This window comes from Clostridium sp., from assembly GCF_036781005.1.
In the GTDB taxonomy this organism is placed as follows: domain Bacteria; phylum Bacillota; class Clostridia; order Clostridiales; family Clostridiaceae; genus Clostridium_B.
Genome location: NZ_DAIQBT010000023.1, coordinates 1 through 26,322 on the forward strand (window position 1 = coordinate 1; position 26,322 = coordinate 26,322).

Below are 26,322 nucleotides of genomic sequence, written 5' to 3' on the forward strand. Positions count from 1 at the left end.
TTGAGATTGAAGTCTATATATCCATTAACTTATTTTTAAATAATATCAAAAATAAGTCTATAATTTGAAGTAAAAAACTAGTTAATCAACACTTGTGATATTTTACAATACATTAATAATACACCTATTTTATAGTCTAATTAGGGCATGTCTGAAAACAAGCTACAGATTATATTTATTTGGACAAAAGAAATTTTTTGTATAAATACAATAAAATATCTAATATAAATTTCTAAATTATGTAATATATTTTGCCCCTGGTTACACGTTTACTGGCATTAGGCTAATTACTTTGTATACATTTTTTAAATCCTTTATAAAAGCTTTAATATTTTTTGAGGGTACATATGTCATAGAATTTCTTATTTGATGTATTATACAATTTTGTATATTTACTTCAGGAAAGACTACTTTTATGGCCTGTGGAAGTTCTTTGAGTCCATTCATACAGGGAACATACCTTGATTTGTTTTACACAAATTTAGGTACGTTCCCTTACAAAAGCTATCGACAGTTTCCTGTCAGTTTTTCGAAATTGAATATTTAAAGAGCAAAAATTAGTTGTTTGTTCTTTTTAATTGTTTTTCTTTTACCAGTACTCCTTCTTCATATCCATCAATTTTCTTATCCAAACGTTCCAATGTTTGCTTCATTTCGTTAATTTTTCCAGAAAGTTGGTTACGTTGTTCTATCAAAAGTTGTTTTCTAGCCTTAATTGAGGAATTGCCCTGCTGAAACATGGTTACATACTCAACTAATACTTCAATGGAAAGTCCAGCATTACGCATACATTTGATAAATTCAACCCAATTACAGTCTTCTTCTGTGTAGTCTCTAATCCCACTTGGATTTCGATTAACAGGTGGAATCAAACCTATACGCTCGTAGTACCGCAATGTATCAGCTGTTATATTATATTTTTGACTTACTTCTGCAATCATCATAGAAAAATATCTCCTTTAACCAATAAAATTTGCTTCTACCACTTCGTTTAATAATATATAGATCCTTTTTTTATTACTTATCTGTAGAAATGATGCCAACAAGAAAGTTTATTTCAAATGCATTAGCTACATCCTTTAAATATTTTGTAATTTTAATATGTTAAAGTTGATTATAATAAAGATTTGTTATGGATATCCATCCAGTTAATGCTAATAAGAACGTTAATCGTATAGTTAAATATTTATTATTTCTTTGTTTTTCTTTTTGGGTATGTGACTTTTACCGTTATTTTTTCAATTTCATTCAAAATGATTTTCTTTTCTTATTTTACAAAAATAAGCCGTCAGATATAGTATGACATTTCGACATTTACAATACCACCGTGTTGTACTTATTAACCCAGCAAGTAAGGAGTCCCTAGACTCATATAGTGTGTCAAATATCTCTCGTTGACTAGTGGTTCAAGACTTAATTCCGTACACACCTAAAAATATACATTCTTAGAATAATTTTATGCTCATGATACCCATCTGCAGTTTTTTATTGCCACCTGAAATTGTTTTTAGGTGTATTGTTAACAAACTATGCTTTTAAAATTTTGCCTGCATAACTCCACTTAAATGGCTTTGCCATATTTTGATTGTAATACCTTATAAAATCTAATATCTTCCCATCAAGTTCATGAACCGATTTAAAACTTGCACGTCTAATACCTTACGGGTTAATATACCGAACCAAATTTCAATTTGATTCAGCCATGAAGCATATCTTGGAGTATATCCTATTTTTATGCGGTGACTTTCATCTTCTAAAAACGCCTGTCTTGTTTACATTGTTTTTAATATTCCACAGTAACCATTCTTACCTAAATTCTCCTGGATATCACATTGCTTTGCAACATATTTAACAAGACTCTCAGATTTATGTGTATTTAACTGGTCCATTATAAAAATATACTTATCTTCAGGTGCGCTGGAAACTACATCTGATATGTGTTTTACAAAATCTTTTTCAGTCCTTGTTTTATTTACCATAGATGCTATAATTTGTCATGTATTTATATCTCTGGATGCTATTAATGTTGTAGTTCCATTTCTTTTATATTCATGTTCACATCTTTCAATCTCACCCGGTCTTGCAGGCTTTGATGGATGTTTATGTTCTATTGCCTGTATGCCTGTTTTTTCATCACAACTTAGAACATGAAATCCTTCTTGCTGCAGATTATTAATATTGAGATAAATCTAGCACACTGTACCTGTACGTCTTTCAAATTCTTCTGGATCTTTTAACTTATCTTTTGAGTTTAGCCACCCTTCAAACTGGTGTATTTTCAAATCCATTTCCTTTAAATATCTACAAATTTGCCTTGCCGATATACTTTCAACAATATTATCTTTTATAGCTTTACAAGCTAATTCTTCTGCAGTCCAATGACTTATCGGTACCCCAACTGATTCCGGCTTTTGTAATGATAAATTAATAATACATGCTATTTGTTCCATTGTAAAACTATTAGGCCGTCCGGATCTATAATTATCTTCTAAAATTTCCTTTATTGCTTGCTTTAATTTACGCGGTTCATCTTTTTCTATACGATCTAATTCTATTTTAGACTGTACCCACCTTTGTTTCCATTTAATAACCGTTTTTCTATTTATATTTAGACTTTTGGAAACAGTAGAGCTGTTTGATTTCTCTAATAATTCTAAATCAATATCTTTTGTACTATTTTTCTTGAAAAAGTTTTTTAAACCATTTATAATTTTATTATGCATGATAGTTTCCTCCTTTTTTAGGTGGTTTTTGCAATACTATCATGCATATTTTTTATTCTTTTTGCAAGTAACTATATGGAAATATTTTAATTTATTTGAAATTTAAGTGTCCACTTAATTACGTCTTCAACCACTAGTCTATTTGCATTATGTTATTAAATGATTCAACAAATCCGTTTTCCCATGGGCTGACCGATATGATATACATTGGCAATACTCAATTTATAGATTCTCTTTGATTCCAATTCTATTCAACCACGCCTGTACATCCAGTCTTGCACTTTTTCCGCCATCCCCATACATCACGAGTTCATCCAAGATAATAGAGTTTTTACATAACTTAGCAATGTCATTTATACAATCACCCTTTCCACCGCCACCATGAGTACAAAATGGAACCACTGTTTTACCCGATAGATCTACGTGAGACAGAAATGTGAATACTGGAGGTGCCATAGTATGCCACCAAATAGGGGTACCAATAAAGATAATATCGTAACTATCCAGATTGTTAGGAATCGCTTCTAGCTTCGGCATAAATCCAGAATAAATTTCTTTTTTGCCTGTTCAACGCAAACGCCATAATTAATTGGATAAGATTGAACGGGATTAACTTCAAATAGTTGGCTGCCTGTTTCCTGCTGAATCAACTTAGCAATATTACCTGTGTTACCTGACCAAGAATAATAAATAATAAAAATCTTTTTGTTCATTTTAATATACTCCTTATATAATGTATTTAGGTTAACGAAGATAACCTATGTTTAGTTCATACTTTACCACTTAGAGCTAACTCTAAGTCAAGCGTATTGTTTAAATTTTCTATGAACAGATGACTATTGAGGTGGAAATTATGCATTTATACAAAAAATTTCTAGTGTCTAAATTTAATAAGATATCTAATATAAATTTTCAAATTACGCAATTTACTTTACAGTACAGAAGAAGGATGCTCCCATTACCCCTTTATATAAAAAATCACTTCTTCTTTCTTTTTCAAAAATGACAATAATAATTAAACACATGTATTATCATAACAGCAGACTTTAGCACTCATATTTTGAATAAGAGGTAAAAAGTAAAAATATAATATCAATTTTTATATTACATTTTTTACTTTGTCCCTATTGACATCTCTACTGGTATTATACTAATTTTGCATTCTAGAAGCAGTTAAAGTATTTAATTCTTCTGAGATTAGAGTAATTTCTTGTAAATTTGCAGTAGTCTCTTGAATAGCAGATGTTTGTTGCTCTGTAGTTTGCAAGGTAGACTTTGATGTTTCTACTGTTCTATCTACAGAATCCTGAATTTTTTTAGTAAGTTCTGATATCTTTATAGTTGTATCTTTTGAGTTTTGAGATAACTTTCTTATTTCTGTAGCAACTACACCAAAACCTCTGCCTATATCACCTGCTCTTGCCGCCTCTATAGCTGCATTTAATCCAAGCATTTTTGTTTGATCGGCTATGGCTTTTATTGCATCTAATATAGAGTTAATTTCAATAGTGATATCTTTAATATTAACAATCTCCCTATTTAAAGTATGTTGATTATCTGAAACATTAATTGCAGATGCTGATAATTCTTCCATAATTGCAGAAACTTGATTTAAATTATCAGAAAGTATATTAGATGTATTTTTTATTTTTAATTCTTCATAACCTATTTTTGAGAGTGCATTTGCAATAATATATAATACTTCTGCAGCTGCTCTTATATTTTCTTCATCAGTAATTGTTACTTTATTTACAGCATTTAAATATTCCTTTTCATCCACACCTAGTTCTTTTGAGATCTTTTTATATATTGTTTCTTCTGGATTAGAAGTTAAAATTTGACCTCCTAAAATTGTTCCAATGTGTTTGCCTTCTATTATTATAGGTACAGCAAAGTCTATTAATCCTGCGTGACATGTATAAATATAAGGTCTTCCTGTTTTTACTGCTTCTATTCCACCTCTTTTGTGCGATTCAGCACAGCGTCTAGTACCAATATCAGTAGATTGTGTTAAGTTCATACAGAAGCTTGTATAGGAACTTGGTTTAGTTACAGGGTTTCCATCAGTATCTACAGTTACACTGGCAATATTCATACTTTTTGCAAAGCTATCTTGAAACTTTTGGAGTAAACTAATATCAATAATATCCTCTATTTTAAATGAACTTATATCAAAATTCACATAATTATCTTTATTTGTTTTTACCATAATTTTTACCTCCTATAAATCAATGAATCATAAAGTGAAAAATATAAAATGTAGGACTAATTATTGGAATAATAATAATAATTTTTAAATAAGAATTCCATATAAATGTAAATAAATTTTCTATTTTAATGTGCCTTATACAGCTTCTAAACATTTAACACTTTCTATGGCTTTCAAATAACACTTTATTACAAATGCATTATCCAATCCAATTTTTTCCACTATTATATTTACTTCTTCCCAAATTCCTTTTTCATATTTTATAATTAGATCTAGCAGTTTACTAAGCATATTTTGTTTCCCCGCCAATGCATCTTTTACATTTTTTGAAACTGGTAATTCAATCAAAATCTTATCCAATGGTTGATTGGTTAATGCATCTATTAAAGAAAATAATCCTGTTAGAAATACATCAAATATTTCTACTCCAAAATCTATTTCTTTTACTATTAATTCCCCAAAACATCCCCTAATCAAGGACAGTTTTATCAATTCTCCTGTGTTATTTTTAGTTATAGACTTTAATTCCATAATAAAAACCCATCTTTTTAATTCATTAATTCCAATAATCATAATAGCATTACGAATAGAAGTAATTTCTTTACTGAAGCTGTAATAAGCAGAATTTATTATTTTTAATACTTTATAAGAAAGAGCAACATCACTCTTAATTAAATTTTCAACATTTTCTATATCTACAACCTCACTGCTTAGTTCTTTAATTAACTTAATATAAGTGGGTTTGTAAATGAAAATATCATTTCCTGAAATAATTACTGGCTTACAGAAGAAGTAGCCTTGAAAGTAGGAATAACCATACTCTAGTGCTTCTTCATAGTCTTTTTCTGTTTCCACTTTTTCTGCAAGAAATTTTATATTTTTGTTCCTTATTCTATACATGATTTCTTTTCTTCCTTTTCCTTTAGTAAGAGTAAAATCTACTTTAATTATATCTATATATCTCATTAATTTATCAAATTTGTAATCGTATTCAAAGTCATCTAAAGCAATAATATATCCCTTTGTCTTTAAGTGTTTACAGCAATTAATAATTGTATCATCTGGATTTATTGTCTCCAGTATTTCTACTACAATACAATCTTTATGAATGGTTTCAATAATTCCTGATTTTAAAAGAGCTTCATCAAAATTTATAAATGCTCGTTTCCCTTCTGTAATCTTATCAAGGCCTATGATTGAAAAACTATTTTTAATTACATTTAAAGTTGGATTTAGGCCTTCTATAGGAGTAAATTTATTGATATTACTGTTTCTGAAAAGAAGTTCATAAGCTATTATTTGCTTATTCGTATCAAAAATTGCTTGTCTAGCTACATATACATTCATTTTATCCCCCTCCTAAACTTAAAGTTTAATACATATTCACTGTCTAGAAAAAAGTATTTATATGTTTCTCTAATATATATAATTATCGTCTTAAATTCAATGGAAAATACATGTTTTTACCCGGATTTTTATCAGATATTAATAGGTATCCTTTGCTGCATATCTAAATCAAAGTTTCCATAAGGATTTACATGTGTTATTGTCAAGAAAAAAGTCCCGTTTTTGGGAATAAAGATTCCTCACCTGTAAGCATAAAAAATCAAGCATTATTTTGGGATTTTTCACTTAACTTCTTAATAGCCTGTTCACTCTGTTTCATTCTGTAACTGTCACCTCTAATAACGACAAAGTGGCAGTGATGAACAAACCTGTCAAGAATGGCCGAAGCAAATACAGGATTATAAAATATCCTGGCCCATTCTTCAAATATTTTATTGGATGTTACTATTATTGAACCCTTTTCATAGCGTTTTGACACAATTTCATAGAAATCATAACACTATTCTGCTTAAGCTTTTTAAGTCCCGGTTCGTCAAGTATCAGTCAGGTGATAGGTGATGTATAAGTCTTTAATTTTTGCATGAAAGAGTTATCTGCCCTTGACATATACAAGTCCTCCCTCATAAGCCCCCTAATCAGTTTGGACAATTAGACCTAAAGTTTATATAATAAAAATAAGCAAGGGGGATAATAATATGCTAGGGAAAAAATATTCAGAAGAATTTAAAAAACAGGTGATCAAAGAAGCACTTGAAACTGGTAATGCCAGTTTGGTTGGAAGAAAACATGACATCAGTCCATCCATTGTAGCCCGGTGGGTTCGTGTTGGAAAGATAAATCCAATGAAAATAATGACAAATAAAGCATTACAAGATTCTACAACTCTTGCTGAGGATCCGAAGGAGATAAAAAAGGCTTTTGAGCAAAATACACAGCTAAAGAAGCTTATTGGGGAGAAAGAGCTTGAAATAGAGATTTTAAGAGACCTTTTAAAAAAAATGAAAATTCCGTTACCACCAAGGTAGAAATTGCCGGCAAGTGGATCTCAAAAGGCTATGAATCTACGACAGTTCTGAGGTTAGTAGTCCTTAGGCCATAGACATATTATTATGCGATATCAAAAAGCAGCGAAAAGAAAGAAGAAAATGGTGGTAGACCTATTCCAGGATACTCTTATACTATTGGCTACAAAAAAATATGCGATATGCAGATCAAAGAATGGATTCTAGCACTGATTCAAGGAGACTGTTTTGCATATGGTTATTATAAATTAACAATAGAATTAAGGCGGACATATTGGGTGATTATCAACAAGAAAAAGATATATCGTCTATGTAAAGAAATGGGCATTCTCAGGCCCCAAAGAAAGATAAAGGCAAAATACCCCAAAAATATCTGACCTACGGGCAGTAAATTTATATGAAATTCCAGCGGATACAATAGTTGGTATTAATTTATGTATTCTATAATTTAACTGTGTTTTAAGTTCATTATTATTGAATAAATTGATTAAAATGTAAATAAGGATTTATACTTATGACAGTGCTTTGTGTCAATGTAAATAAAAGTAATTAAGATTCATATAATGTAAAAACAATCTTTAAATAGTAGTGGCTTTTCAGGGAATTATAGCATCTGTTAAACCATTTAATGCCAGATCTAAAAAGACTGTAAATTCTAACTTGATTCCCTTTTAGTGCCTTTGTGGCTCCAATTATTTTATTTTTCTTATCCTTAGAACAAGAGGATCCAAGAGTTATCATCCAGCAATAGGCTATACAAATACACAAATATAAAGTCCTTGCATACTGAATATTATAAGTCCAAGTATCCTTCAGATTGAAACCACCAGCTTTAAAATCTTTAAACATTTCTTCTATTATTAAAGATTTTTTGTCAGCTACCTCAATACAAAAGTCGAGGTAGAACCTGAATTATTAAAAAACTCTAATAATAATTTACTACTTTAAAAAGTTTAGATTTTGTTTATAATTAGTTTAGATAAAATAGAGATACATATTTTACAATATAATTAGGAAGTACTTCCCCATAAAATATAAAAAGGAGATGAGAAAATGAAACTTAAGAAAAAAACAGCTATGGTCATAAGTTTTACAGTGGGAATTATGATGTTTGCTACCACTGCTATGGCTGAAGTGGCATCTAAAAGTGGTTATGATCAGTTAAAAGATTCTTTAAAATATACTGCAGAAAATTGTACTAGTACCCTTTCAAACTTTACTGTAGACGCATCCCTTGTGATAAAAGATAATGGAAATACAATAATATCAGAAAATACAATAAACAAGTATGATATGGATAAAAATTCAGAAGAAAGTATAAATACAGATATTAAAGGATCCACTAAGATAGAACGCTATTATTATAGAGATAAAAATAGCTATATAACTAAAAATCCAAGTATTAATGGAAATATTTACTATTTAACTGAATACTCCAATGAAAAAGATAAAAATCTTAGTGTATTAGAAAATCCTTTTAAGGAAGACAAAGCAGCTGATATTGAGAAAATAGCAGATGCCGTTGTAGGAAATTTAAAGGATTCTGTGACAGTTACTGAAAAGCAAGATGGAACTAAAGAGATATCAGGTTCTTTAAATAATACTCAAATTCCTACTCTTATAAACGCCCTTACATCATTTAAATTTAAAAGTTCTTATGGAAATATAATTAGCAGTGAAAATGTTATGCCTAAACTTACAAAAAATATTTTTGTAGATAGTATAAAAGGTAATATGACTACTGATAAAAATGGTTTGGTTAAAACTATTTTAGCTTCTGGAACTTTAAATGGCATTGATAAGAATGGTGTTGAACATCAGCTTAGTTTAGAGTTTTTAATAAAATTACAAAATATAAATTCAACTGAAGTAATAAAACCTGATCTATCTAAAGAGAAAGTAGTGAAAAATATAGAAAAGGATTATAGTAAATTATCTAATCCTGAAAAATATATAGGAAAATACACATCTGATATTATAATAGAAGATGATGACAAGTTTAAAAAGATAGGAGAAGCTTTTTTAAATATTGAAAGTATAGATAATAAAATTATAAAAGGAAGTTATTCTAAACAATATTTAGAAGGATATGAAAATTATGCAAATGATAATGAAAGTATAAAATTTACTGGAACTTTAGGGCAAAACCAAGATAACTTTAGTGGCAAATTCACTGGTACAACGGAAGCTGATAAAAAAGTATCTGGGTTTATTTATATTCGACCTAATGAGCCAAGTTTAAATTTTAACATTGATGGAGATGTAAACTCAAATGTACTATTAGATGATACCTATAGAAAAATATTAAACTAAAATCCTAGGATAAAATATATATTTAAAATAATTTGCCGGGAGTTTGACGGCAAATTATTTTAAAATAAGTGAAATTAAATTTTAGGAGGAATTTAAATGGAAAAAGTTATTGAACTTATCAATTTATCTAAAGTATATAAAAATGGAAGAGGCATACAAAATGTTAATTTAGACATATATAGAGGCCAGATTTTTGGTTTTCTAGGGCCTAATGGTGCAGGAAAAACTACTGCTATGAAAATAATGACAGGACTTGTGAAACCAGATAAGGGAGATGTTAAGATACTAGGTCACAGTATATTAGAAGAATTTGAAAAGGCTATCTATAAGGTAGGATGTATTATAGAAAATACAGAAGCCTATTCATATTTGACAGCTTTTGAAAACTTGAGACAGTTCTCAAGATACTACGATAATGTAAATAATAATAAAATTGAAGAAGCTTTAGATATGGTAGGACTCTTAAAATATAAAGATGAAAAACCTGAAAAATTTTCTCTGGGAATGAAACAGAGACTTGGAATTGCATCTTCAATTTTATGTGATCCTGAAATTGTAATTTTAGATGAACCTCTAAATGGCTTGGATGTGGAAGGGATGATTGATGTAAGAAATATAATAAAAAATTTATCAACAAACAAAAATACTACTTTTTTTATCTCCAGTCACTTGATACATGATATTGAGTTAACTTGTACACATATTGGAGTGTTGTATAATGGAAATCTTATTAATGTAGATACTACTAAAAATATATTGAATAATTATGCTTCCTTGGAAAATTATTTTATAAGTGAGGTAGATAGAAATGACAAGAATTAAAGCAACATTGATAAATGAATTAGAAAAATTGTATAAAAATAAAAAAGTTTTAATAGTAGCCATATTGTCCATAATATTTATTATAATTGGTCAAGTCTTTATTTTGTTGGTAAGGAATAATTTTGGGCTTAAAGGCGTTTCTAGTACCGAATTTCCTCTTTTGGTCCTTTCTATATTTATAAATACATTATTACCTTTATTCATAGCACTTATTACCATTGATAGTTTTTCTGGTGAATCTTCTCATAATACTATGAAAATATGTTTAACGAAACCTATTTCAAGACTAAAGCTTTTTACAATAAAAATAAATGCAATAATTATAGTTATTTTTATAACTTTAATGATTATAATGTTTTTTTCTATAATATCAGGAGTGATATTTAATTCTAATTCTTTTACTCTGGAAAACATTGGTAAAATAATAATTTCATATGTAGTAACTTTGATACCTATGATAATTTTATGTCTTATGATTGTTTTATTTACCAATATACTGAAAAGCGGAATAGCTGTATTTTTTCTTTCTGTGCTAGTATTTATTTTGTTTAAAGTACTTGCCATTTTCTTTCCAATATATTCAGGAATTTTATTTACATCTATTATGGGGTGGCATACTTTGTGGCTTATGGACAATATACCCGTTATGAAGATACTTCGTAACTTTATAATGATGTTAAGTTATATTATAATATTATTTACAACAGCTTATTATATGTTTGATAAAAGAGATTTTTAAGGTGTGAATTTATATGGATATAAAAAGACGAATGATTTTTTACAATACTTTAACAATAATAATTCCTTTTATAATTGCCAGTGCAATTGCAATTATATTTGTATCTATATCCTCAAAATTTTTTGACACCAGTATAAACTATGATAAATTTAAGGAATCTGCATATATAAGATCTGAATTATTAAATACGGTAAGAGAAATATCCAAATCTAATGTTAAAGACATAAAAGGTACAGAGTTTGAAAAGTTTTTAAATCAAAAAATTGCACTTATAGATGGCAAGATTATAATAATAAAAAATGATACTATTATATTTTATTCTGATAATATGGATAAAATGGATATAGAAAATTCATTAAATGAAGCAAACAGTAAACTTTCAAAAAATCTTGTAACCATAGAAAATATTTATTATTCTGTAAAATCTTTTCCTATTCAATTTAATGATGATTTGCAGGGAAAAGTAATATTTTTACTTCCTGTAAGAAAAGAAATGGATGTTTTGAAAAATTTTATAATAGCTATTTTAGCTATATTTTTGATTTCTTCTGTTTTAACAAGTATTCTTGTATCATATATATTTTCTAAGAAAATATTAACTCCTATAACATTACTGAAAGAATCCATGTCAAAAATACGGAATGGAGAGTTGAATTTTGAAATTGCAGAATCAGGAGATGAGGAAATAAGAGAACTCTGTGTTGATTTTGAACAAATGAGGATAAAATTGAAAGATTCAATTAATGCAAAAATGGCATATGATGATAATAAAAAATTACTTATTTCAAGTATATCCCATGATTTAAAAACTCCTATAACTTCTATAGAGGGATATGTTCAGGGAATTTTAGACGGAGTAGCTAATACTCCTGAAAAGTTAGAGCATTATTTAAAAACTATACATAGAAAGGCAATTCAAATTGATAATATGATAGATGATTTACTTTTATATTCTAAATTAAATTTAAAACAGGTTCCTTTTAACTATGAAAAAACAGATATTGTGGATTATTTTAATTACTGTATTCTTGAGAGTGAACCAGAACTTAATAAATTTAACATAAAAATAAGTTTACAAAATCACTTGAAAAATTCAAGATATGTTATGATAGATAGAGAAAGATTCATGAGAGTGATATTAAATATAATTGATAATTCTAGAAAATATATGGACAAAGAAGAAGGAGAAATAATTATATTTCTTAGAGAAACTGATTTAAGCATAATAGTTGAAATAAAAGACAATGGAGCCGGTATTAATGAGGATGATGTAAATAAAATATTTAATAAGTTTTATAGAGGGGATTCTTCAAGAAGTAATCCTTCAGGAAGTGGTTTAGGACTTGCCATATCAAAACAAATTGTAGAAAGTCATAATGGAAAGATATGGGCTGTATCTCGTGAATTAAGAGGGACAAGTATATTAATATCTATTGGGAAAGTTGGTTAAAAATTTTGTTGTTAATGCAGCCTTTATTTTAATTAATGTAAAAAATAAACTTAACATATAATATTGAATGTGAACTGCATGGGAGAGGTTATTTATGCGAAAGATTTTAATAATTGAAGATGATTTAAGTATAGCAGAACTTCAAAAGGATTACCTTGAATTAGAAGGATTTGAAGTTACTATATGTACAGAAGGAGTAAAAGGTCTAAATACCTTAAATAATAATAAATTTGATTTATTGATTTTAGATATAATGCTTCCTAAAATTAATGGCTATAGTATTTTGCGTAGTATACAGGATAAGAAAGATATTCCTGTACTTTTGGTTTCTGCTAAGAAGGAAGAAATTGATAAAATTAAGGGATTTACATTAGGTGCAGATGATTATATCACAAAACCTTTCAGTCCTGGTGAATTGGTAGCAAGGGTTAAATCACATATTAAAAATTATGAAAGAATAAAAAATAAATTTAATTGTAAGAATAATAAATTAACAATAAGAGGATTGGAGATACTGAGAGATTCCAGACAGGTTTTTGTAAATGGCCAGGAAATTACTTTAGCTCAAAAAGAGTTTGATATTTTACTTTATATGGCTGAAAATCCCAATAGAGTATTTAATCGAGAAGAACTTTTTGAAAAGATATGGGGACTTGGTTCTATGGGAGATAATGCTACAGTTACGGTACATATAAGAAGAATACGTGAAAAAATAGAACCTTATCCATCTAAACCTCAATACATAGAAACAGTGTGGGGAGCAGGCTATAGACTTAGAGTTTAATTATAAAGTGATTCTTGGCAGAGGATACTTAATATTTCAATTGATTAAAATGGTATTTATATAGTCAGAAACGGAGCGTGAGACACCATTATAATTTGGAAATAAGGTTGCACCTGAAATACCATATAACTTACATAGTTTTAGTATTTGCACAGAATATGTAACAGGGAGTGTTATTTTCCATAAAGGTGTATCTGGTGTATTTTCAAACTCATTTTCTAAAAATTTAGGAGAAAATATATCGCCCCTTTTACCTGCTTGCTTTAGGAAAGTAAATAAACCGGATTGGGCCGCAAGATTATTACTAGTTGAACCTGGAACTTTAATTAATTTAACATTTTTGTATAGTTTAACTTTTTCTATATCTAAAGCCCATACTGCTAATTTTTTATCATTATTTTTATGATAATGTTTTAAGGCGGATGAAGCGGCAAAGTAAGCGGCTACATATGAACGTCTTGACCAGTCAATCAGACTAGTGGGTACTCCGCAGTGCTGTGCTAATGCCATTAATTCCAGCAATTCTTCACTGGGCCAATTGGATGGATCGATAGAAAACTTGTCATTTTCATCTCCTATTTTAAAATCCAAGTACTTTTTCCTAAATTCCAAGGAATCATTTATTATACTTATTCCTATAGAATCGCATTGATCTACAAAATAATTTAATATCATAAGTTCATTATGTACTTGTTCTTCACACTTTATATTGAATTTTGTATTAATTTTTTTAGTGGTTCTCAATATGCTGGGGATTAAAGGCCATGTATCATCTCTTTGACCTCTGTAAATAAATTTTCCTCTCTTATGTCCTAAAGGATTTTCAGGGCATAATTCTTTCCAAAATTCATCAATATTATCACATTCTTTTAAAAAATATCTTTTATATTGATTTATAGACATATATATCACTCCGTTGATTTACACAAGTATTTAAGAAAATGTCCATGCTCTATTCATTATGTAATTAAATATACCTGTAGAAATGGTTGATATTAATTGTGAAAACATACTGTCTAAACCAACATTATTTACTAGTACAAATAATATTATAGAATTAAAGAAAAGAGAGAGTATATTTACAATAATAAATTTACTAAATAAGAGGACAATTTTTTTATTAGATTTAAATACCCAAATTTTATCCAGTATAAATCCATTTATAATTCCAAAAAAGTATGCTACCACATTTGATATTATATAATTAACACCAATTTGTATGAGAATATTGTAAGTAATTAATGTATTTATCGTTCCTGAAATAGCGTATTTTATGAATTTTTTTTAAAATAGCAATCCTAATACCATAGTTATCTCCATAATGTATAATATTATTATAAAAATATTATATCAACCTTAATAATTACCTAAAATTAAGTATTAAATATAACTATAATAGTATAACTAAATATAAAAAAATAGGAAAACCTAAAATAAACTTTACTATTTTAGGTTTTCCTACTTTTTTGAAAAATATTCTTAAAAATTTATATTTTTATTAGATGGAATTCAAACAATTTAATAGCTGTATGGGCTAAAACTGTAGCTGCTATAGCACCAGTCTACAAACAGGATGGGATGACTGTACTTATAGGTGATGGAGTTAAGCAATCAAAAGAGGTACGCAAAATGCCCGGCGTTAAAAGACTGCACCAGGAATCCGAAAATTCCTCAAAAGCTAAGTATATATTTGGTCATATGTTTGGTGCAGTGGGTGTTTTAATAGGGGATATTTCCAGGATGTTTTGTGTTCCAATTTCAATGAAAATTCATGATGGGGTTGAATCTATTCGTCAGTGGAATGAATCAGATAAAAACACAGGCTCTCATATTGTGCAAATGATTGAAAATAGCTTTGATGCAGCTAAAATTATGAGGAAGTCTCTCTTGCTTTTAGATGCATTTTTTATCATCCATTGCCTTATAATTTGGGCAGATTTAATCCGTATAATCACAGTTTCAAAACCTGACACGTGGCTGGTTTTTGGTGCTGGTGAAGGGAATCGAACCCGCGGCCTACGCATTACGAGTGCGTTGCTCTACCAGCTGAGCTACACCAGCATATAAGAAAATAATTTTAACTTTTAGATCACTTGTAACTAAAATAATTCAGAACCTTACTAACTTTATGTATGCCATTACAAATTAATACCCTATCGTCTGAACTATAAGAGCAAAACATATAATACTATTTTAATACAAATTTTCTTTATAATCAAACATAAAAAATTTTTTTATGTTTCATCTACTTAACCGGTAAAATTGATTAAAATTATTAGTTTACTTTTAAATATATTGTTTATACTAAATTATATACTTCTCAATAGTAATTTCTAATCATTAGTAGAGAAATCTATATCTTTTAGACTTTGACTTTCTTTGACTTTTGATATATTATGTAACTGTATTAAAAATTAATAAATAATAACCAGTATATAAGGAGGTATAAATTATGTTTGATATGGTTCCGTTTAAAAGAAATAATTCTATAAGAAAAGGTGATGATGTGGAAAACTTCTTCAACTCTTTCTTTAACAATGATTTTTTAACACCATTTAATATGAACTTATTTAATAATGGACTCAAAGTTGATCTTAAAGAAACTGATACTTCCTATCTTATTGAAGCAGATCTTCCAGGTATAAAAAAGGATGCTATAGATTTAAGCTTTAACAACAACTATTTAACAATATCCGCTAAAAGAGACGACACTGTAGAAGACAATAAAGAAAATTTTATAAGACAAGAAAGAAGATATGGTGAATTTAAGAGAAGTTTTTATATTGATAATGTGGATGAAAAAAATATCAATGCTTCTTTTGAAGAAGGAGTTCTAAAGATTGAACTTCCAAAATTAGAAAAAGGAAAGGGAAATAGTAACAAAATAGAAATACATTAATTGGGGTCTTCCTCTATAACCTCATAGTAAAATAGGGAACTATATGAAAAATATAGTTCCCTATTTTTATTCCTGATGTATCATATCCAGATTTCCAAATTTACTGAACTGCCCCATCCAGGCTAATTTTATAGTACCAGTAGGACCATTTCTTTGTTTTGCAATAATACATTCCGCTATATTTTTTTCTTCTGTTTCTTTATTGTAATATTCATCTCTATATAAGAACATAACTATATCGGCATCTTGTTCTATAGAACCTGATTCTCTTAAATCTGAAAGCATTGGTCTGTGATCTGATCTGGCCTCTGGCGCACGAGATAACTGTGAGAGTGCTATAACAGGACACTGCATCTCTTTTGCAAGAGATTTTATAAATCTAGATATCTCAGACACTTCCTGCTGTCTACTTTCCGAACTCCTCCCGCCACTCATAAGCTGCAGATAATCTACAATTATAATATCTATACCATGTTCTATTTTTAACCTTCTACATTTAGATCTCATTTCCATAATAGATATCCCAGCAGTATCATCTATAAATATCTTTGCCTCAGCTAGGGGGCCTGAAGCTCTGGCAATATTTTCCCAATCCTTATCTTCTAAATTTCCAGTTCTAAGCTTTAGCATATCTATATGTGCCTCAGAACATAGTAATTTATATGCCAATTGTTCTTTTGACATTTCAAGAGAAAATATAGCCACTTTCTTACCTTCTCTTAAGGCTGCATATTCTGCTATATTCAATGCAAAAGTAGTTTTACCCATAGAAGGCCTTGCAGCTACTAAAACCATATCACCCTTTTGAAATCCTGAAGTTTTAGCATCTAATTCCCTAAACCCAGAGGCTATGCCTGTAGTCTGACCTTTATTATTAAACAATCTCTCTATTTCCAAAAATCCTCTTTCAAGTACAACATTCATAGGTTCAAAATCAGACACTTTTCTATTATTTGATAAGTCAAATATAGACTTTTCCGCCATATCAATAGTTTTCTCTACATTATTTTGATTGTTATAACTTTCTTCTATTATCTTTGTAGAGGCTTTAATAAGTTTTCTGAGGGTGGATTTATCCTTTATAATTTTTATATAAGACTGTAAATTTACAGTTGATACTATAGAACCACTCAATTCACTTATGTAGGTTATTCCTCCTGCAGCTTCCAATTTAGATTTAGACTTCAAACTTTCAGTTAACGTTATTATATCTACAGCTATATCTCTTTTATATAAATCTAAAATGGCTTCAAATATAATCTTGTGTGATTCTCTATAAAAATCATCAACTTTTAAAATTTCCATAGATTCAACTATAGAAGACTTGTCAACAAGCATTGAACCAATTACACTTTGTTCAGCTTCCAAATTATGAGGTATACTTCCTAAAGGTGCATCCATGGATATCTTCACTCCTTAAGTTTACAAAAGTTTATTTCTATACTATATTAAAACACTATTTTGATTAATTCTTCAATATTGGATACTGGCTCAACTACTATATCTTCAATATCATTAGGTACCTCTTTTAAGTTTTCTACAGGTATGACCATTGTTTTTATTCCATTTCTTTTTGCACCATAGGTTTTCTCGAAAATTCCACCCACAGGCTTTATATTGCCTCTTAATGATATTTCTCCTGTAATAGCAATATTCTGTTTTAATGGCTTATTTAAAAGAGAACTTATTATGCAAACTGTGATAGCAGCCCCTGCAGAAGGCCCATCAATTCTTCCTCCCCCTATTATATTTACATGAATATCATAATCACTTATATCTTTATCTGTCATTTTTCTTATTACCGAAGCAGCATTAAATACTGAGTCCTTTGCCATACTTCCCGCTGTATCATTAAACCTTACAACTCCTCTTCCCTTTTCCTTGGCCTTAAATGCCACTGATTCTATTTCTATAGTAGAACCTATGTATCCACTAACTCCTAATCCATAAATATGCCCCACTTCATATTCTGATTTTAAAGACACATCTTCAAAGGATTTAAACCTTCCTATAGATATAATCTTTTTTAAATCTTCTACTGTAATTTTAATTTTATTATTTAAATCCTTAATGCCACTATTATAAAGTACATATCCATATACGTCTGATAATATATTAATAGCTTTTCTTCCCTCAATAGTATATTTACTTATAAGTTCTGATACCCCATTTTCCATATCTATATTTAATTTTGCTGCTGCATTTTCCACTATATTTTGTATATCTTTTACAGAAAGGGGTTCAAAATAAACTTCTGTACATCTTGACCTAAGAGCTGGATTTATTTCCCCCGGCTCCCTTGTAGTAGCTCCTATAAGTAAAAAATCTGCTGGGGCTCCCTTATCAAACAAGTACTTTATATACTTTGGTATACTTTCATCATCAGGATCATAATACGAAGAGGAAAACTCAACTCTTTTGTCCTCTAAAACTTTTAGTAATTTATTTTGGAGCATATCATCCAATTCTCCAATTTCATCAATAAAAAGTACTCCTCCATGTGCTTCTGTAACAAGTCCAAGCTTTGGTTCAGGTATACCTCCTTCTGCTAAATCTCTTCTGGTACCTTGGTATATAGGATCATGTACAGAACCTAAAAGAGGATTTGTAATTTCTCTAGGATCCCATCTAAGTGTAGTCCCATCAACTTCTACAAATTTAGCATCTTTATTGAAAGGAGTAAACTTTAATTTTTTTGCCTCTTCAAGAGCAATTCTAGCGGCAGTAGTCTTACCTACCCCAGGAGGTCCATACAAGATTATATGCTGTGGATAAGGGGATGCTATTTTAGAAAGTATAGACTCTACTGCTCTTCTCTGACCTATAATTTCATCAAAATTTTCTGGTCTTAAAAGTCTTTGTATATTTTTACTAAGATTTTTAGAATCAAGTACCTCAAGTTTTGCATACTTTTTTAAAGTTTTAGCATTTTCTGGCCCTTTTTGTTTCTTTATAATACTTAATCTTACATCATCCATGTACTTGTCCTGACGTTCTGTAACATTTCTTTCTACTTCTCTTTCAATTTTAGTTCTCACATATCTCTCTGCTAAAGTCTCCGCAAGCCAATTATTGGTATCCTCTAAAGCATTATATATATTAGATTGATTGGGTATAATACTTAATCCTTTTCCATTACTTACTATTTTATTCAAAGCATATATTCTTTTAAATACATCATCACTATTTATGTACTCTTGAAGATTATATTTTTCTACCTTATCATTTATGGTAGCTTCATCCATAACTTTCTTTAATAAATCATATAATACTTTAACTTGAATATCTATTGGTATGGAATTATTCATTTCTTTATCCAAACCATCAATAAATTGTAACTTCACGAGTTCTCCTCCTTATTTTTCTGCAATAATTACTTTTATTTTTGTAGATATTTCAGGATATAATTTAACTTCCACATCATAAGTACCAATCTGTCTTATATTATTAACCGCTATTTTTTTCTTATCTATATTTATTTTAAATTTTTTATTTAATTCATCTGAAATATCCTTTCCGGTTATAGAACCGAATATTCTCCCATTTTCTCCCGATTTAACGGATAAACTTATTTCTTTTCCCTTTAATTCTGCCGCAAGCTTCTGTGCTGCTTCAATTTCGGCCAGCTTCTGTTTTCTTTCAGCTTCCCTTTTATTATTCCATATATGGAGGTTAGTTTTATTTGCCTCTTCTGCAAATCCTTTTGGTATTAAATAATTTCTAGCATATCCATCTGAAGCATTTATAACTTCACCTTTTTTCCCTAGAGTTTTTACATCTTTTAATAAAATAATTTTCATTTATTTTTCACTCTCCTTAACATATTTCTTTATGGCATCCTTTAATTGCAATAAAGCATCATCTATTGTAATATGCTCTAATTTTGCTCCTGCCATAGTAATATGTCCTCCCCCTCCCAATGTTTCAAGTATAACTTGCACATTTATATCTCCTAGGGATCTTCCGCTAATAAATATTTCATCTTTTATTTTAACAAAAACAAAAGACGCTTGAATACCTGTAATATTTAGCAATTCATCTGCTGCTTGAGCTGCTAACAGTATACTTTCTATTTGCTTCGGACATACTGCTATGGCAATGTTATTATATATATTAGCTGACTTTATAATTTCAGCCCTTTTTAAATAAGCTTCTAAATCATAAGAGAAAAATTTTTTTATTTCTATAGTATCTGCTCCTAGTCTTCTTAAAAATGAAGCAGCTTCAAAAGTCCTTACTCCAGTTTTAAAATAGAAATTTTTAGTATCTACGCATATTCCTGCAAGAAGAGCTTCTGCTTCTATAGTTTTTATGGCAGGTTTTTCTACCATATATGGCAACATTTCTGTAACTAATTCAGAGGTAGATGAAGCATAAGGTTCAATATAACTTAAAAGTGATCCTTTAATAAGATCTGTGGTTCTTCTATGATGGTCAATTATAACTATTCTACCAAATTTATTTACCAAATCCATACTTTCTACATAGCCTTCACTGTGAACATCCACAATTATAAGGAGACTGTTTTTATCCATTTTATCATCACAATCCCTACTATGTATGAATACATCCTTATATTCCTTTTCGTCCTTTATTTTTGCCAATATAAGTTTTGTACTTTCATTTGGATTATTTAATACTATATGACACTCCTTATGAAGTAAACTTACCACACTGTGTAATCCTACTGCTGCACCCAAACAATCTATATCTGGTTTAATATGACCCATTATAAATATATTGTTGCTGTCATTTATTATATCCACCAATGCTTGAGCTACCACTCTTGCCTTTACCTTAGTTCTTTTTTCAACCTCTTTGGCCTTTCCTCCATAAAATAGTAATTTATCTCCATTTTTTACAACTGATTGATCTCCACCCCTGCCTAATGCCAGTTCTTTAGCAGATACTGCATATTTTTCATTTTCTAAGGGAGTAGCTCCTCCCCTACCTATGCCTATGCTTAAAGTTACTGCAAGCTTGTTTCCCATATTTATTTCTCTCACAGTATCTAATATTTCAAATTTTTTTTCCATTTCTTTTTCTATATACTTGTTCTGTATACACAATATATATTTATTTGACTCATATTTTCTAATCATTGCATTTAAACTTTGTGCATAAATATTTATAGTTCTTTCTATTTCTGCTATTATAAGTGGTCTATCATCTTCATCCATAGCTTTAACTACATCATCAAAGTTATCAACTTCCATAAGCATTATAGTATCTTTATTGGCATTTATCGAACTTACCATATTATGAGACTTTGTTACATCATAAAGATATAATATAACAATCTTATCCCTAGATTTTTCTGAAGTTCCTACTATATTTGTATATATGTCATAATATTTATCTTTTATTTTTATATATTTAAATACACTTTCCTTTCCGTTCACCGCCTGTTTAATATTAAAGTCCCTTGCAATATTTTTAATATTTTGACCTAATATATCTTTTCCTTCTAATATAAAAGAAAAGTTTTGATTATACCAAAGTACATCTCCAGTTACTTTTATTATAACAAGCGGAAATGGAAATTTAACAAGTGTACTTGTAGTGGCTACATCAAGTTTCGAAGAAAAATCTTCTATAAATTTTTTCCACTCATTTTTTCTAAACTTTGTATTTTTTATATTATAAATTACAAGCAGCACATATAAAGCAATAGCTATGCTACCAATTATTATATGTCCATATAGAATTAATAATAAAACCAGCACCGCAATTATCACCATATACACTTTATTACTAGTTATAAAATAATTATAATTATCTTGCATCAAATAAAGCCCCCGGTTACTATTTTTCTAATTTTCTATAAGGATCTAGTTTTCTGAAATCAAATATCATATCTATAAATCCTATAATAACATAAAATAAAGATAATCTTGACATAGCTGTAAATATTATTATTAATGCCACAATCTTTTTAGATATTTTGTATTTATCTATTAAATAATATGTAATTAATGTTATACCATCTAATAAAAGTATAAATTGAAGTATAGTACCTGCTGAATTAGCCAAATATCCTCCTATAATCATATTCCTTCTATCAAGCAGCATTCCTATAACAAGAATTAATCCAATTAATGTACCTAATCTGATATTCATATACCATTGGCTAACAGGTTTAATTTCGTTAACTTCATATCTTAATCTTTTAAGTACAAATAACGTTACCATATAATTTAAATAGGATAATATAAATACTGAAATTATAACCACAGCTGGAATAAACTTCATAATATATTCTGGTGTAAATACTCTAAATACTTCTTCAATTGCAGCAGCTTCACTGCTTGACATTCCAGATCTTTTATACATATCTTTGCTCAATTCCATTGACTGCTTTAATCCTTTTAACATTTCATTGATAAATCCATATATACCCTCTTTATTTATAAAAATGGTATAAACAAATAAATAAAATGTTATTCCTACAACAAAAGATATAGCTAAAAAAATAATTGTATTTCCAAACCCTTTTTTATTTTTTATACAATATCCTAAAGTCATTCCTGTGAGCCCTATTAACAATATAGAGGATAATGCACTTATAGGATTATAAAGCATTGCTATAAATATACCACTAGCTGCCACAGAAATCAAAGTAACCTTATAGTTTTGTCTTATATATAGTATTGCTATAGGAATAGGTATTATAAAATTAATAACTATAGATAATATAGGTACATATATATTCATAAGAACTATTACCACTGTAAATGCTGTTATAATACTGGCTTCTACTAAAGCCTTTACATTATATGTTTTACCTTGCATACATACCTCCATCAATTTCTGTCTTTAAGATAATTATATAACTTGGTTAAATCTTTTCCATCTTTTTCTATTCTATCCTCTTCAATTATACCAATTTTTAATTTCTTTTTTATAGTTTCATCTACAGCTGTATGAGAGTAACCCAATCTTTCTGAAAGCAAATATAATATTATTATTGCTCCAGAAATACAATCTAATATGGCTTGTTGTGCTACATTACTTCCTTTTGTGAGTAATTTAAAAAAATCCCCTATTATACATAGAAGATCCGCCTTTAAATCCTCTATCATTTTAACATTATACATTATGTTAAAATTTTGTTTTTTCATACAGTTCTCCTCCTATTCTTTAATTATATTTTAGTTTCTTTTACATTTTTGTGCAATAAAATAGAAGTGATGATTTAAACTTATATGTATAATTTAAGATTAGGTTTAAAAAAAGTGAAGAATACAAATTCTTCACTTTTTAACTACTCTGTTGTAAATGGTAATAAAGCTATGTTTCTAGCCCTCTTAATAGCTCTAGTCAATTCCCTTTGATGTTTTGCACAGTTTCCAGAAATTCTTCTTGGAAGAATTTTTCCTCTTTCTGTGACATACTTTCTTAATTTATTTATATCCTTATAGTCTATAAATTCAGACTTATCCATACAAAAAGCACAAACTTTTCTTTTGGTTCTTCTTAATTTTCCAGAATTTCTTCTTCCGCCTTCTCTATTTGCCATACTGCTTCTCCCTCCTTACTCTTAAAATGGGATATCTCCCTCATCAACTGGAGTAATATCTTCTCCATAGATATCTTCATTAAAGCCTGAGTTTTTGCCAAAACCCTCAGATAAATTTTCAGTGTTATTGTTGCTTACAGATTTCTGTCCCCATTCAAGAAATTGGACTTCTTCTGCAATAACTTCAGTAACATATTTTCTAATACCGTCTCTAGATTCATAACTTCTAGTTTGGATTCTGCCACTAATACCTATAAGCTTTCCTTTACTCATATAATTAGCAGTAGATTCAGCCTGTTTTCCCCATACAACTATAGGAATGAAGTCTGCCTCTCTTTGTCCGTCTCTAGTAAATCTTCTATCAACAGCTATAGTAAAGGTAGTAACCGCTTTTCCCATTCCTGGTGTAAATCTTAATTCCGGATCTTTAGTCAATCTTCCAATTAAAACAACTTTATTCAATTAAAACACCACCTATTTTTCATCCTTTACTATTATATGTCTAACAACTGTATCTGTAATTCTAAATATTCTATCTAACTCTTTTGGCAATGTAGGATCAGCATTAAAAGTTATAAGAGTATAATATCCTTCGTTAACTTTTTTTATTTCATAGGCAAGCTTTCTCTTACCCCAAATATCAACGTTTTCTATTACACCTCCACCATTTTCTATTACACCTTTAAATTTTTCTATATTAGATTTATAACCTTCCTCATCTAATGACGGATGTAATATAAATATAGTTTCATATTTACCCATTGAATTCCACCTCCTCCCCTCGGACTAATGGCTGTAATTTTCACAGCAGGGACTACGTTTTCTTATTTTACTACTTTTTCTATATAAAATCAATTAATTTTTTTATGCATAGAAAATTTATAACATACACTTATAACTCTTGTATATCAGGTGAATTCTGCTTTATGATTTTTTTTACATTTTTTTCAAATTTATTTCTTGGAAGCATTACTATCCTGCTACAGCCACAACATTTTATTTTTATATCAGCACCAAGTCTTATAACTTGCCATTCATTACTGCCACAGGGGTGACCTTTTTTCATCTGTACTATATCACCAATATAAAAGATTTTTTTCATATATCTATTCCTCCTTTAAAATTTTTACTAATGAATAAGGAATTTTAATATTTTCTTGTTTTAATACTTCCCATATTTCCTTTCTAAGTTTCATTTCCATATCCCATTGTGTCATTGTTTTTGTCTTACCAGCTATTCTAATAGTCACTCTATCATCTTTAATACTTGTTATACCCTGAACTGCAGGCCCTTCCACAATAACAGAATTTTCATTTTTAAACCTCTCACATAATTCCGACATTACGCTCATAACCCTATTTATATTTTCATCATAGGCAATATCTGTATCTATAATAATTCTGGCACTTCCTTTAGAGTGATTTGTAATTTTAGTTATTAGGCTATTTGGTATTATATGTAAATCTCCATTAAAATCCCTTATCTTAGTAATTCTTAATTCTATACTTTCCACAATACCACCTTTATCATCTATATTTATATAATCTCCCACTGCAAATTGATCTTCAAATAATATAAAAAAACCATTTATTATATCTTTTATAATACTCTGTGCTCCAAGTCCCAATGCTACTCCACCTATACCTGCAAAAGTCAATCCAGTTATACCTATTTTAGGTGATATTATAGTAATAATACTAAATATACCGAAAAAATATACTACATACTTCAATGCACTTCTCAAGATAGCTCCTATAGTTTTAGCCCTTTTATCATCCAATGAAATTTTAAAATTTTTCTGTTTAGAAACATACTTACTTATTATTTTATTTCCAAGTTTAATAACAACATACATAACAATTACTATAATTATTATTTTAAACACTGTTTCACCAAAATTATATATACTTTCTTTAGGTATTTTCAAACTTTTATATATTTTAGTTAAATTTTCTTTCATATTTTCCGTTACATAAAATCTAATAAAATCTACAGAGATTTATACATTATTAATAAATCTCTTTCTATTTGATATATTGCTTCAAAAACTTAAATTTCTGTATAAAAAACATAATGTATCAACATTACCATAAATATGATGCTATGCTGATTATTTATATTTTGAAATTTTTCTTTGAATAAACTTTATTTTTTTGAAGTTTCTAATATCATTAATTTTAATAAATTTATAGCAGTTTTCACCTTCTCTCTATTTAAATTTTACCTTTTTTTATATTCTCTTGAGACTTAATTAATTTGTTGTTCATATCAATAATTACTATAGACCCTAATAAGTTCTTTTAAAATTTAGATGAAGAAGACGTATATTTCATAATAAAATTCCCTCAAACTCTTAAATAACTCAACTAAGTATGTAAAATTTTACTACTCTAAGTATATACAATACTATTATATTACTTTATAATTATTATACATAGATTATTTTAATTCACGATATAATTATATAACAAATATACTTCGTATTTAATAATAT

At 28.7% G+C, this 26,322-nt stretch carries 29 protein-coding genes, 1 tRNA gene and 2 pseudogenes; 8 read left to right on the plus strand and 24 right to left on the minus strand.

What is annotated here, in order from left to right; translation table 11 throughout:
• Positions 1 to 291 precede the first annotated feature (291 nt).
• From V7Q02_RS10260 to V7Q02_RS10305, 9 genes and pseudogenes are all read right to left on the minus strand, one after another.
• Positions 292 to 450: pseudogene (locus V7Q02_RS10260) on the minus strand (transposase); the annotation flags it as partial.
• A gap of 107 nt (positions 451 to 557) precedes the next feature.
• Complete coding sequence (locus V7Q02_RS10265; protein WP_333860923.1) at positions 558 to 944, minus strand: MerR family transcriptional regulator; 387 nt, start codon at positions 942 to 944, stop codon at positions 558 to 560.
• A 660-nt stretch (positions 945 to 1,604) separates the two neighbouring features.
• Positions 1,605 to 1,979 (minus strand): annotated as a pseudogene (locus V7Q02_RS15955) (transposase).
• Between the two features lie 210 nt (positions 1,980 to 2,189).
• The gene (locus V7Q02_RS10280) at positions 2,190 to 2,723 is read right to left on the minus strand and encodes a hypothetical protein (protein ID WP_333860925.1); all 534 of its coding nucleotides are present in this window, start codon (positions 2,721 to 2,723) and stop codon (positions 2,190 to 2,192) included.
• 222 nt (positions 2,724 to 2,945) lie between these two features.
• Positions 2,946 to 3,260, minus strand: a complete 315-nt coding sequence (locus V7Q02_RS10285) for a flavodoxin (protein ID WP_333860926.1) — start codon at positions 3,258 to 3,260, stop codon at positions 2,946 to 2,948.
• Complete coding sequence (locus V7Q02_RS10290; protein WP_333860927.1) at positions 3,248 to 3,436, minus strand: hypothetical protein; 189 nt, start codon at positions 3,434 to 3,436, stop codon at positions 3,248 to 3,250. Before V7Q02_RS10290 ends, V7Q02_RS10285 begins: the two co-directional genes overlap by 13 nt.
• Positions 3,437 to 3,873: 437 nt before the next feature.
• Complete coding sequence (locus V7Q02_RS10295; protein WP_333860928.1) at positions 3,874 to 4,932, minus strand: PocR ligand-binding domain-containing protein; 1,059 nt, start codon at positions 4,930 to 4,932, stop codon at positions 3,874 to 3,876.
• A 135-nt stretch (positions 4,933 to 5,067) separates the two neighbouring features.
• Positions 5,068 to 6,279 (minus strand): EAL and HDOD domain-containing protein, encoded by a 1,212-nt coding sequence (locus V7Q02_RS10300; protein ID WP_333860929.1) that lies wholly within the window; start codon positions 6,277 to 6,279, stop codon positions 5,068 to 5,070.
• 259 nt (positions 6,280 to 6,538) lie between these two features.
• Entirely contained in the window at positions 6,539 to 6,757 is a 219-nt protein-coding gene (locus V7Q02_RS10305) for an ATP-binding protein (protein WP_333860930.1), read from the minus strand.
• Positions 6,758 to 6,974: 217 nt separating this feature from the next.
• On the opposite strand from V7Q02_RS10305, the gene V7Q02_RS10310 reads away from it, so the two are divergent.
• Together V7Q02_RS10310 and V7Q02_RS15960 are read left to right on the plus strand one after the other, a co-directional pair.
• Positions 6,975 to 7,304 carry a transposase gene (locus V7Q02_RS10310; protein WP_333860931.1) on the plus strand — a complete coding sequence of 110 codons (330 nt, stop codon included), beginning with the start codon at positions 6,975 to 6,977 and terminating at the stop codon, positions 7,302 to 7,304.
• Between the two features lie 179 nt (positions 7,305 to 7,483).
• The gene (locus V7Q02_RS15960) at positions 7,484 to 7,678 is read left to right on the plus strand and encodes a transposase (RefSeq protein ID WP_373844969.1); all 195 of its coding nucleotides are present in this window, start codon (positions 7,484 to 7,486) and stop codon (positions 7,676 to 7,678) included.
• 172 nt (positions 7,679 to 7,850) lie between these two features.
• Here V7Q02_RS15960 and V7Q02_RS10315 read toward each other — a convergent pair whose 3' ends face one another.
• A complete protein-coding gene (locus tag V7Q02_RS10315; RefSeq protein WP_333860932.1) occupies positions 7,851 to 8,150 on the minus strand; it encodes a hypothetical protein in 300 nt (99 codons plus the stop codon).
• A gap of 204 nt (positions 8,151 to 8,354) precedes the next feature.
• Here V7Q02_RS10315 and V7Q02_RS10320 point away from each other — a divergent pair, with 204 nt between their 5' ends.
• The 5 genes from V7Q02_RS10320 (at position 8,355) to V7Q02_RS10340 (ending at position 13,409) form a co-directional block, all read left to right on the plus strand.
• The gene (locus V7Q02_RS10320) at positions 8,355 to 9,614 is read left to right on the plus strand and encodes a hypothetical protein (RefSeq protein WP_333860933.1); all 1,260 of its coding nucleotides are present in this window, start codon (positions 8,355 to 8,357) and stop codon (positions 9,612 to 9,614) included.
• A gap of 96 nt (positions 9,615 to 9,710) precedes the next feature.
• Entirely contained in the window at positions 9,711 to 10,436 is a 726-nt protein-coding gene (locus V7Q02_RS10325) for an ABC transporter ATP-binding protein (protein ID WP_333860934.1), read from the plus strand.
• On the plus strand, positions 10,423 to 11,175 hold the full coding sequence (locus tag V7Q02_RS10330) for an ABC transporter permease (protein ID WP_333860935.1): 753 nt from the start codon (positions 10,423 to 10,425) through the stop codon (positions 11,173 to 11,175). Before V7Q02_RS10325 ends, V7Q02_RS10330 begins: the two co-directional genes overlap by 14 nt.
• 13 nt (positions 11,176 to 11,188) lie before the next feature.
• Positions 11,189 to 12,625, plus strand: a complete 1,437-nt coding sequence (locus V7Q02_RS10335; protein ID WP_333860936.1) for a sensor histidine kinase — start codon at positions 11,189 to 11,191, stop codon at positions 12,623 to 12,625.
• Positions 12,626 to 12,719: 94 nt separating this feature from the next.
• Positions 12,720 to 13,409: a response regulator transcription factor gene (locus V7Q02_RS10340; RefSeq protein ID WP_333860937.1), complete on the plus strand. Its 690-nt coding sequence runs from the start codon at positions 12,720 to 12,722 to the stop codon at positions 13,407 to 13,409.
• Between the two features lie 36 nt (positions 13,410 to 13,445).
• Here the strand turns inward: V7Q02_RS10340 and V7Q02_RS10345 are convergent, their stop codons facing one another.
• The 3 genes from V7Q02_RS10345 to V7Q02_RS10355 all read right to left on the minus strand — a co-directional run bounded on the left by V7Q02_RS10345 (position 13,446) and on the right by V7Q02_RS10355 (position 15,470).
• Complete coding sequence (locus V7Q02_RS10345; protein ID WP_333860938.1) at positions 13,446 to 14,312, minus strand: FRG domain-containing protein; 867 nt, start codon at positions 14,310 to 14,312, stop codon at positions 13,446 to 13,448.
• 30 nt (positions 14,313 to 14,342) lie between these two features.
• On the minus strand, positions 14,343 to 14,684 hold the full coding sequence (locus V7Q02_RS10350; RefSeq protein WP_333860971.1) for a GtrA family protein: 342 nt from the start codon (positions 14,682 to 14,684) through the stop codon (positions 14,343 to 14,345).
• 710 nt (positions 14,685 to 15,394) lie between these two features.
• A tRNA-Thr gene (locus V7Q02_RS10355) sits at positions 15,395 to 15,470 on the minus strand.
• Positions 15,471 to 15,861: 391 nt separating this feature from the next.
• Between V7Q02_RS10355 and hsp18 the strand changes: the two genes are divergently transcribed.
• Positions 15,862 to 16,308: a heat shock protein Hsp18 gene (hsp18, locus tag V7Q02_RS10360; protein ID WP_333860939.1), complete on the plus strand. Its 447-nt coding sequence runs from the start codon at positions 15,862 to 15,864 to the stop codon at positions 16,306 to 16,308.
• Positions 16,309 to 16,374: 66 nt separating this feature from the next.
• Here hsp18 and V7Q02_RS10365 read toward each other — a convergent pair whose 3' ends face one another.
• The 11 genes from V7Q02_RS10365 to V7Q02_RS10415 all read right to left on the minus strand — a co-directional run bounded on the left by V7Q02_RS10365 (position 16,375) and on the right by V7Q02_RS10415 (position 25,788).
• Positions 16,375 to 17,709: a replicative DNA helicase gene (locus V7Q02_RS10365; RefSeq protein ID WP_333860940.1), complete on the minus strand. Its 1,335-nt coding sequence runs from the start codon at positions 17,707 to 17,709 to the stop codon at positions 16,375 to 16,377.
• 47 nt (positions 17,710 to 17,756) lie between these two features.
• Positions 17,757 to 19,616 (minus strand): Lon family ATP-dependent protease, encoded by a 1,860-nt coding sequence (lonC, locus tag V7Q02_RS10370; RefSeq protein WP_373844972.1) that lies wholly within the window; start codon positions 19,614 to 19,616, stop codon positions 17,757 to 17,759.
• Positions 19,617 to 19,664: 48 nt separating this feature from the next.
• Positions 19,665 to 20,108, minus strand: a complete 444-nt coding sequence (rplI, locus tag V7Q02_RS10375) for a 50S ribosomal protein L9 (RefSeq protein WP_333860942.1) — start codon at positions 20,106 to 20,108, stop codon at positions 19,665 to 19,667.
• Positions 20,109 to 22,094: a DHH family phosphoesterase gene (locus V7Q02_RS10380; RefSeq protein WP_333860943.1), complete on the minus strand. Its 1,986-nt coding sequence runs from the start codon at positions 22,092 to 22,094 to the stop codon at positions 20,109 to 20,111. It abuts the gene before it with no gap.
• Positions 22,095 to 22,113: 19 nt separating this feature from the next.
• Positions 22,114 to 23,100, minus strand: a complete 987-nt coding sequence (locus V7Q02_RS10385) for a YybS family protein (protein WP_333860945.1) — start codon at positions 23,098 to 23,100, stop codon at positions 22,114 to 22,116.
• 11 nt (positions 23,101 to 23,111) lie between these two features.
• On the minus strand, positions 23,112 to 23,429 hold the full coding sequence (locus V7Q02_RS10390) for a MazG-like family protein (RefSeq protein WP_333860946.1): 318 nt from the start codon (positions 23,427 to 23,429) through the stop codon (positions 23,112 to 23,114).
• Between the two features lie 143 nt (positions 23,430 to 23,572).
• Positions 23,573 to 23,827, minus strand: coding sequence for a 30S ribosomal protein S18 (rpsR, locus tag V7Q02_RS10395; RefSeq protein WP_333860947.1), 255 nt, complete (start codon positions 23,825 to 23,827; stop codon positions 23,573 to 23,575).
• Positions 23,828 to 23,848: 21 nt separating this feature from the next.
• Entirely contained in the window at positions 23,849 to 24,289 is a 441-nt protein-coding gene (locus V7Q02_RS10400; RefSeq protein WP_333860948.1) for a single-stranded DNA-binding protein, read from the minus strand.
• A gap of 12 nt (positions 24,290 to 24,301) precedes the next feature.
• Positions 24,302 to 24,589 (minus strand): 30S ribosomal protein S6, encoded by a 288-nt coding sequence (gene rpsF / locus V7Q02_RS10405; RefSeq protein WP_333860949.1) that lies wholly within the window; start codon positions 24,587 to 24,589, stop codon positions 24,302 to 24,304.
• A gap of 130 nt (positions 24,590 to 24,719) precedes the next feature.
• Complete coding sequence (locus tag V7Q02_RS10410; protein ID WP_333860950.1) at positions 24,720 to 24,929, minus strand: DUF951 domain-containing protein; 210 nt, start codon at positions 24,927 to 24,929, stop codon at positions 24,720 to 24,722.
• A gap of 4 nt (positions 24,930 to 24,933) precedes the next feature.
• Positions 24,934 to 25,788, minus strand: a complete 855-nt coding sequence (locus V7Q02_RS10415) for a mechanosensitive ion channel family protein (protein ID WP_333860951.1) — start codon at positions 25,786 to 25,788, stop codon at positions 24,934 to 24,936.
• Positions 25,789 to 26,322: the final 534 nt, after the last annotated feature.

Excerpts from the sequence above, each read along its gene's own strand:
- V7Q02_RS10265 (WP_333860923.1), bottom strand. The coding sequence starts at position 944 with ATGATGATTGCAGAAGTAAGTCAAAAATATAATATAACAGCTGATACA.
- V7Q02_RS10280 (WP_333860925.1), bottom strand. The coding sequence starts at position 2,723 with ATGCATAATAAAATTATAAATGGTTTAAAAAACTTTTTCAAGAAAAAT.
- V7Q02_RS10285 (WP_333860926.1), bottom strand. The coding sequence starts at position 3,260 with ATGCCGAAGCTAGAAGCGATTCCTAACAATCTGGATAGTTACGATATT.
- V7Q02_RS10290 (WP_333860927.1), bottom strand. The coding sequence starts at position 3,436 with ATGAACAAAAAGATTTTTATTATTTATTATTCTTGGTCAGGTAACACA.
- V7Q02_RS10295 (WP_333860928.1), bottom strand. The coding sequence starts at position 4,932 with ATGGTAAAAACAAATAAAGATAATTATGTGAATTTTGATATAAGTTCA.
- V7Q02_RS10300 (WP_333860929.1), bottom strand. The coding sequence starts at position 6,279 with ATGAATGTATATGTAGCTAGACAAGCAATTTTTGATACGAATAAGCAA.
- V7Q02_RS10310 (WP_333860931.1), top strand. The coding sequence starts at position 6,975 with ATGCTAGGGAAAAAATATTCAGAAGAATTTAAAAAACAGGTGATCAAA.
- V7Q02_RS15960 (WP_373844969.1), top strand. The coding sequence starts at position 7,484 with ATGCAGATCAAAGAATGGATTCTAGCACTGATTCAAGGAGACTGTTTT.
- V7Q02_RS10315 (WP_333860932.1), bottom strand. The coding sequence starts at position 8,150 with ATGTTTAAAGATTTTAAAGCTGGTGGTTTCAATCTGAAGGATACTTGG.
- V7Q02_RS10320 (WP_333860933.1), top strand. The coding sequence starts at position 8,355 with ATGAAACTTAAGAAAAAAACAGCTATGGTCATAAGTTTTACAGTGGGA.
- V7Q02_RS10325 (WP_333860934.1), top strand. The coding sequence starts at position 9,711 with ATGGAAAAAGTTATTGAACTTATCAATTTATCTAAAGTATATAAAAAT.
- V7Q02_RS10330 (WP_333860935.1), top strand. The coding sequence starts at position 10,423 with ATGACAAGAATTAAAGCAACATTGATAAATGAATTAGAAAAATTGTAT.
- V7Q02_RS10335 (WP_333860936.1), top strand. The coding sequence starts at position 11,189 with ATGGATATAAAAAGACGAATGATTTTTTACAATACTTTAACAATAATA.
- V7Q02_RS10340 (WP_333860937.1), top strand. The coding sequence starts at position 12,720 with ATGCGAAAGATTTTAATAATTGAAGATGATTTAAGTATAGCAGAACTT.
- V7Q02_RS10345 (WP_333860938.1), bottom strand. The coding sequence starts at position 14,312 with ATGTCTATAAATCAATATAAAAGATATTTTTTAAAAGAATGTGATAAT.
- hsp18 (WP_333860939.1), top strand. The coding sequence starts at position 15,862 with ATGTTTGATATGGTTCCGTTTAAAAGAAATAATTCTATAAGAAAAGGT.
- V7Q02_RS10365 (WP_333860940.1), bottom strand. The coding sequence starts at position 17,709 with ATGGATGCACCTTTAGGAAGTATACCTCATAATTTGGAAGCTGAACAA.
- lonC (WP_373844972.1), bottom strand. The coding sequence starts at position 19,616 with ATGAATAATTCCATACCAATAGATATTCAAGTTAAAGTATTATATGAT.
- rplI (WP_333860942.1), bottom strand. The coding sequence starts at position 20,108 with ATGAAAATTATTTTATTAAAAGATGTAAAAACTCTAGGGAAAAAAGGT.
- V7Q02_RS10380 (WP_333860943.1), bottom strand. The coding sequence starts at position 22,094 with ATGCAAGATAATTATAATTATTTTATAACTAGTAATAAAGTGTATATG.
- V7Q02_RS10385 (WP_333860945.1), bottom strand. The coding sequence starts at position 23,100 with ATGCAAGGTAAAACATATAATGTAAAGGCTTTAGTAGAAGCCAGTATT.
- V7Q02_RS10390 (WP_333860946.1), bottom strand. The coding sequence starts at position 23,429 with ATGAAAAAACAAAATTTTAACATAATGTATAATGTTAAAATGATAGAG.
- rpsR (WP_333860947.1), bottom strand. The coding sequence starts at position 23,827 with ATGGCAAATAGAGAAGGCGGAAGAAGAAATTCTGGAAAATTAAGAAGA.
- rpsF (WP_333860949.1), bottom strand. The coding sequence starts at position 24,589 with ATGGGTAAATATGAAACTATATTTATATTACATCCGTCATTAGATGAG.
- V7Q02_RS10410 (WP_333860950.1), bottom strand. The coding sequence starts at position 24,929 with ATGAAAAAAATCTTTTATATTGGTGATATAGTACAGATGAAAAAAGGT.
- V7Q02_RS10415 (WP_333860951.1), bottom strand. The coding sequence starts at position 25,788 with ATGAAAGAAAATTTAACTAAAATATATAAAAGTTTGAAAATACCTAAA.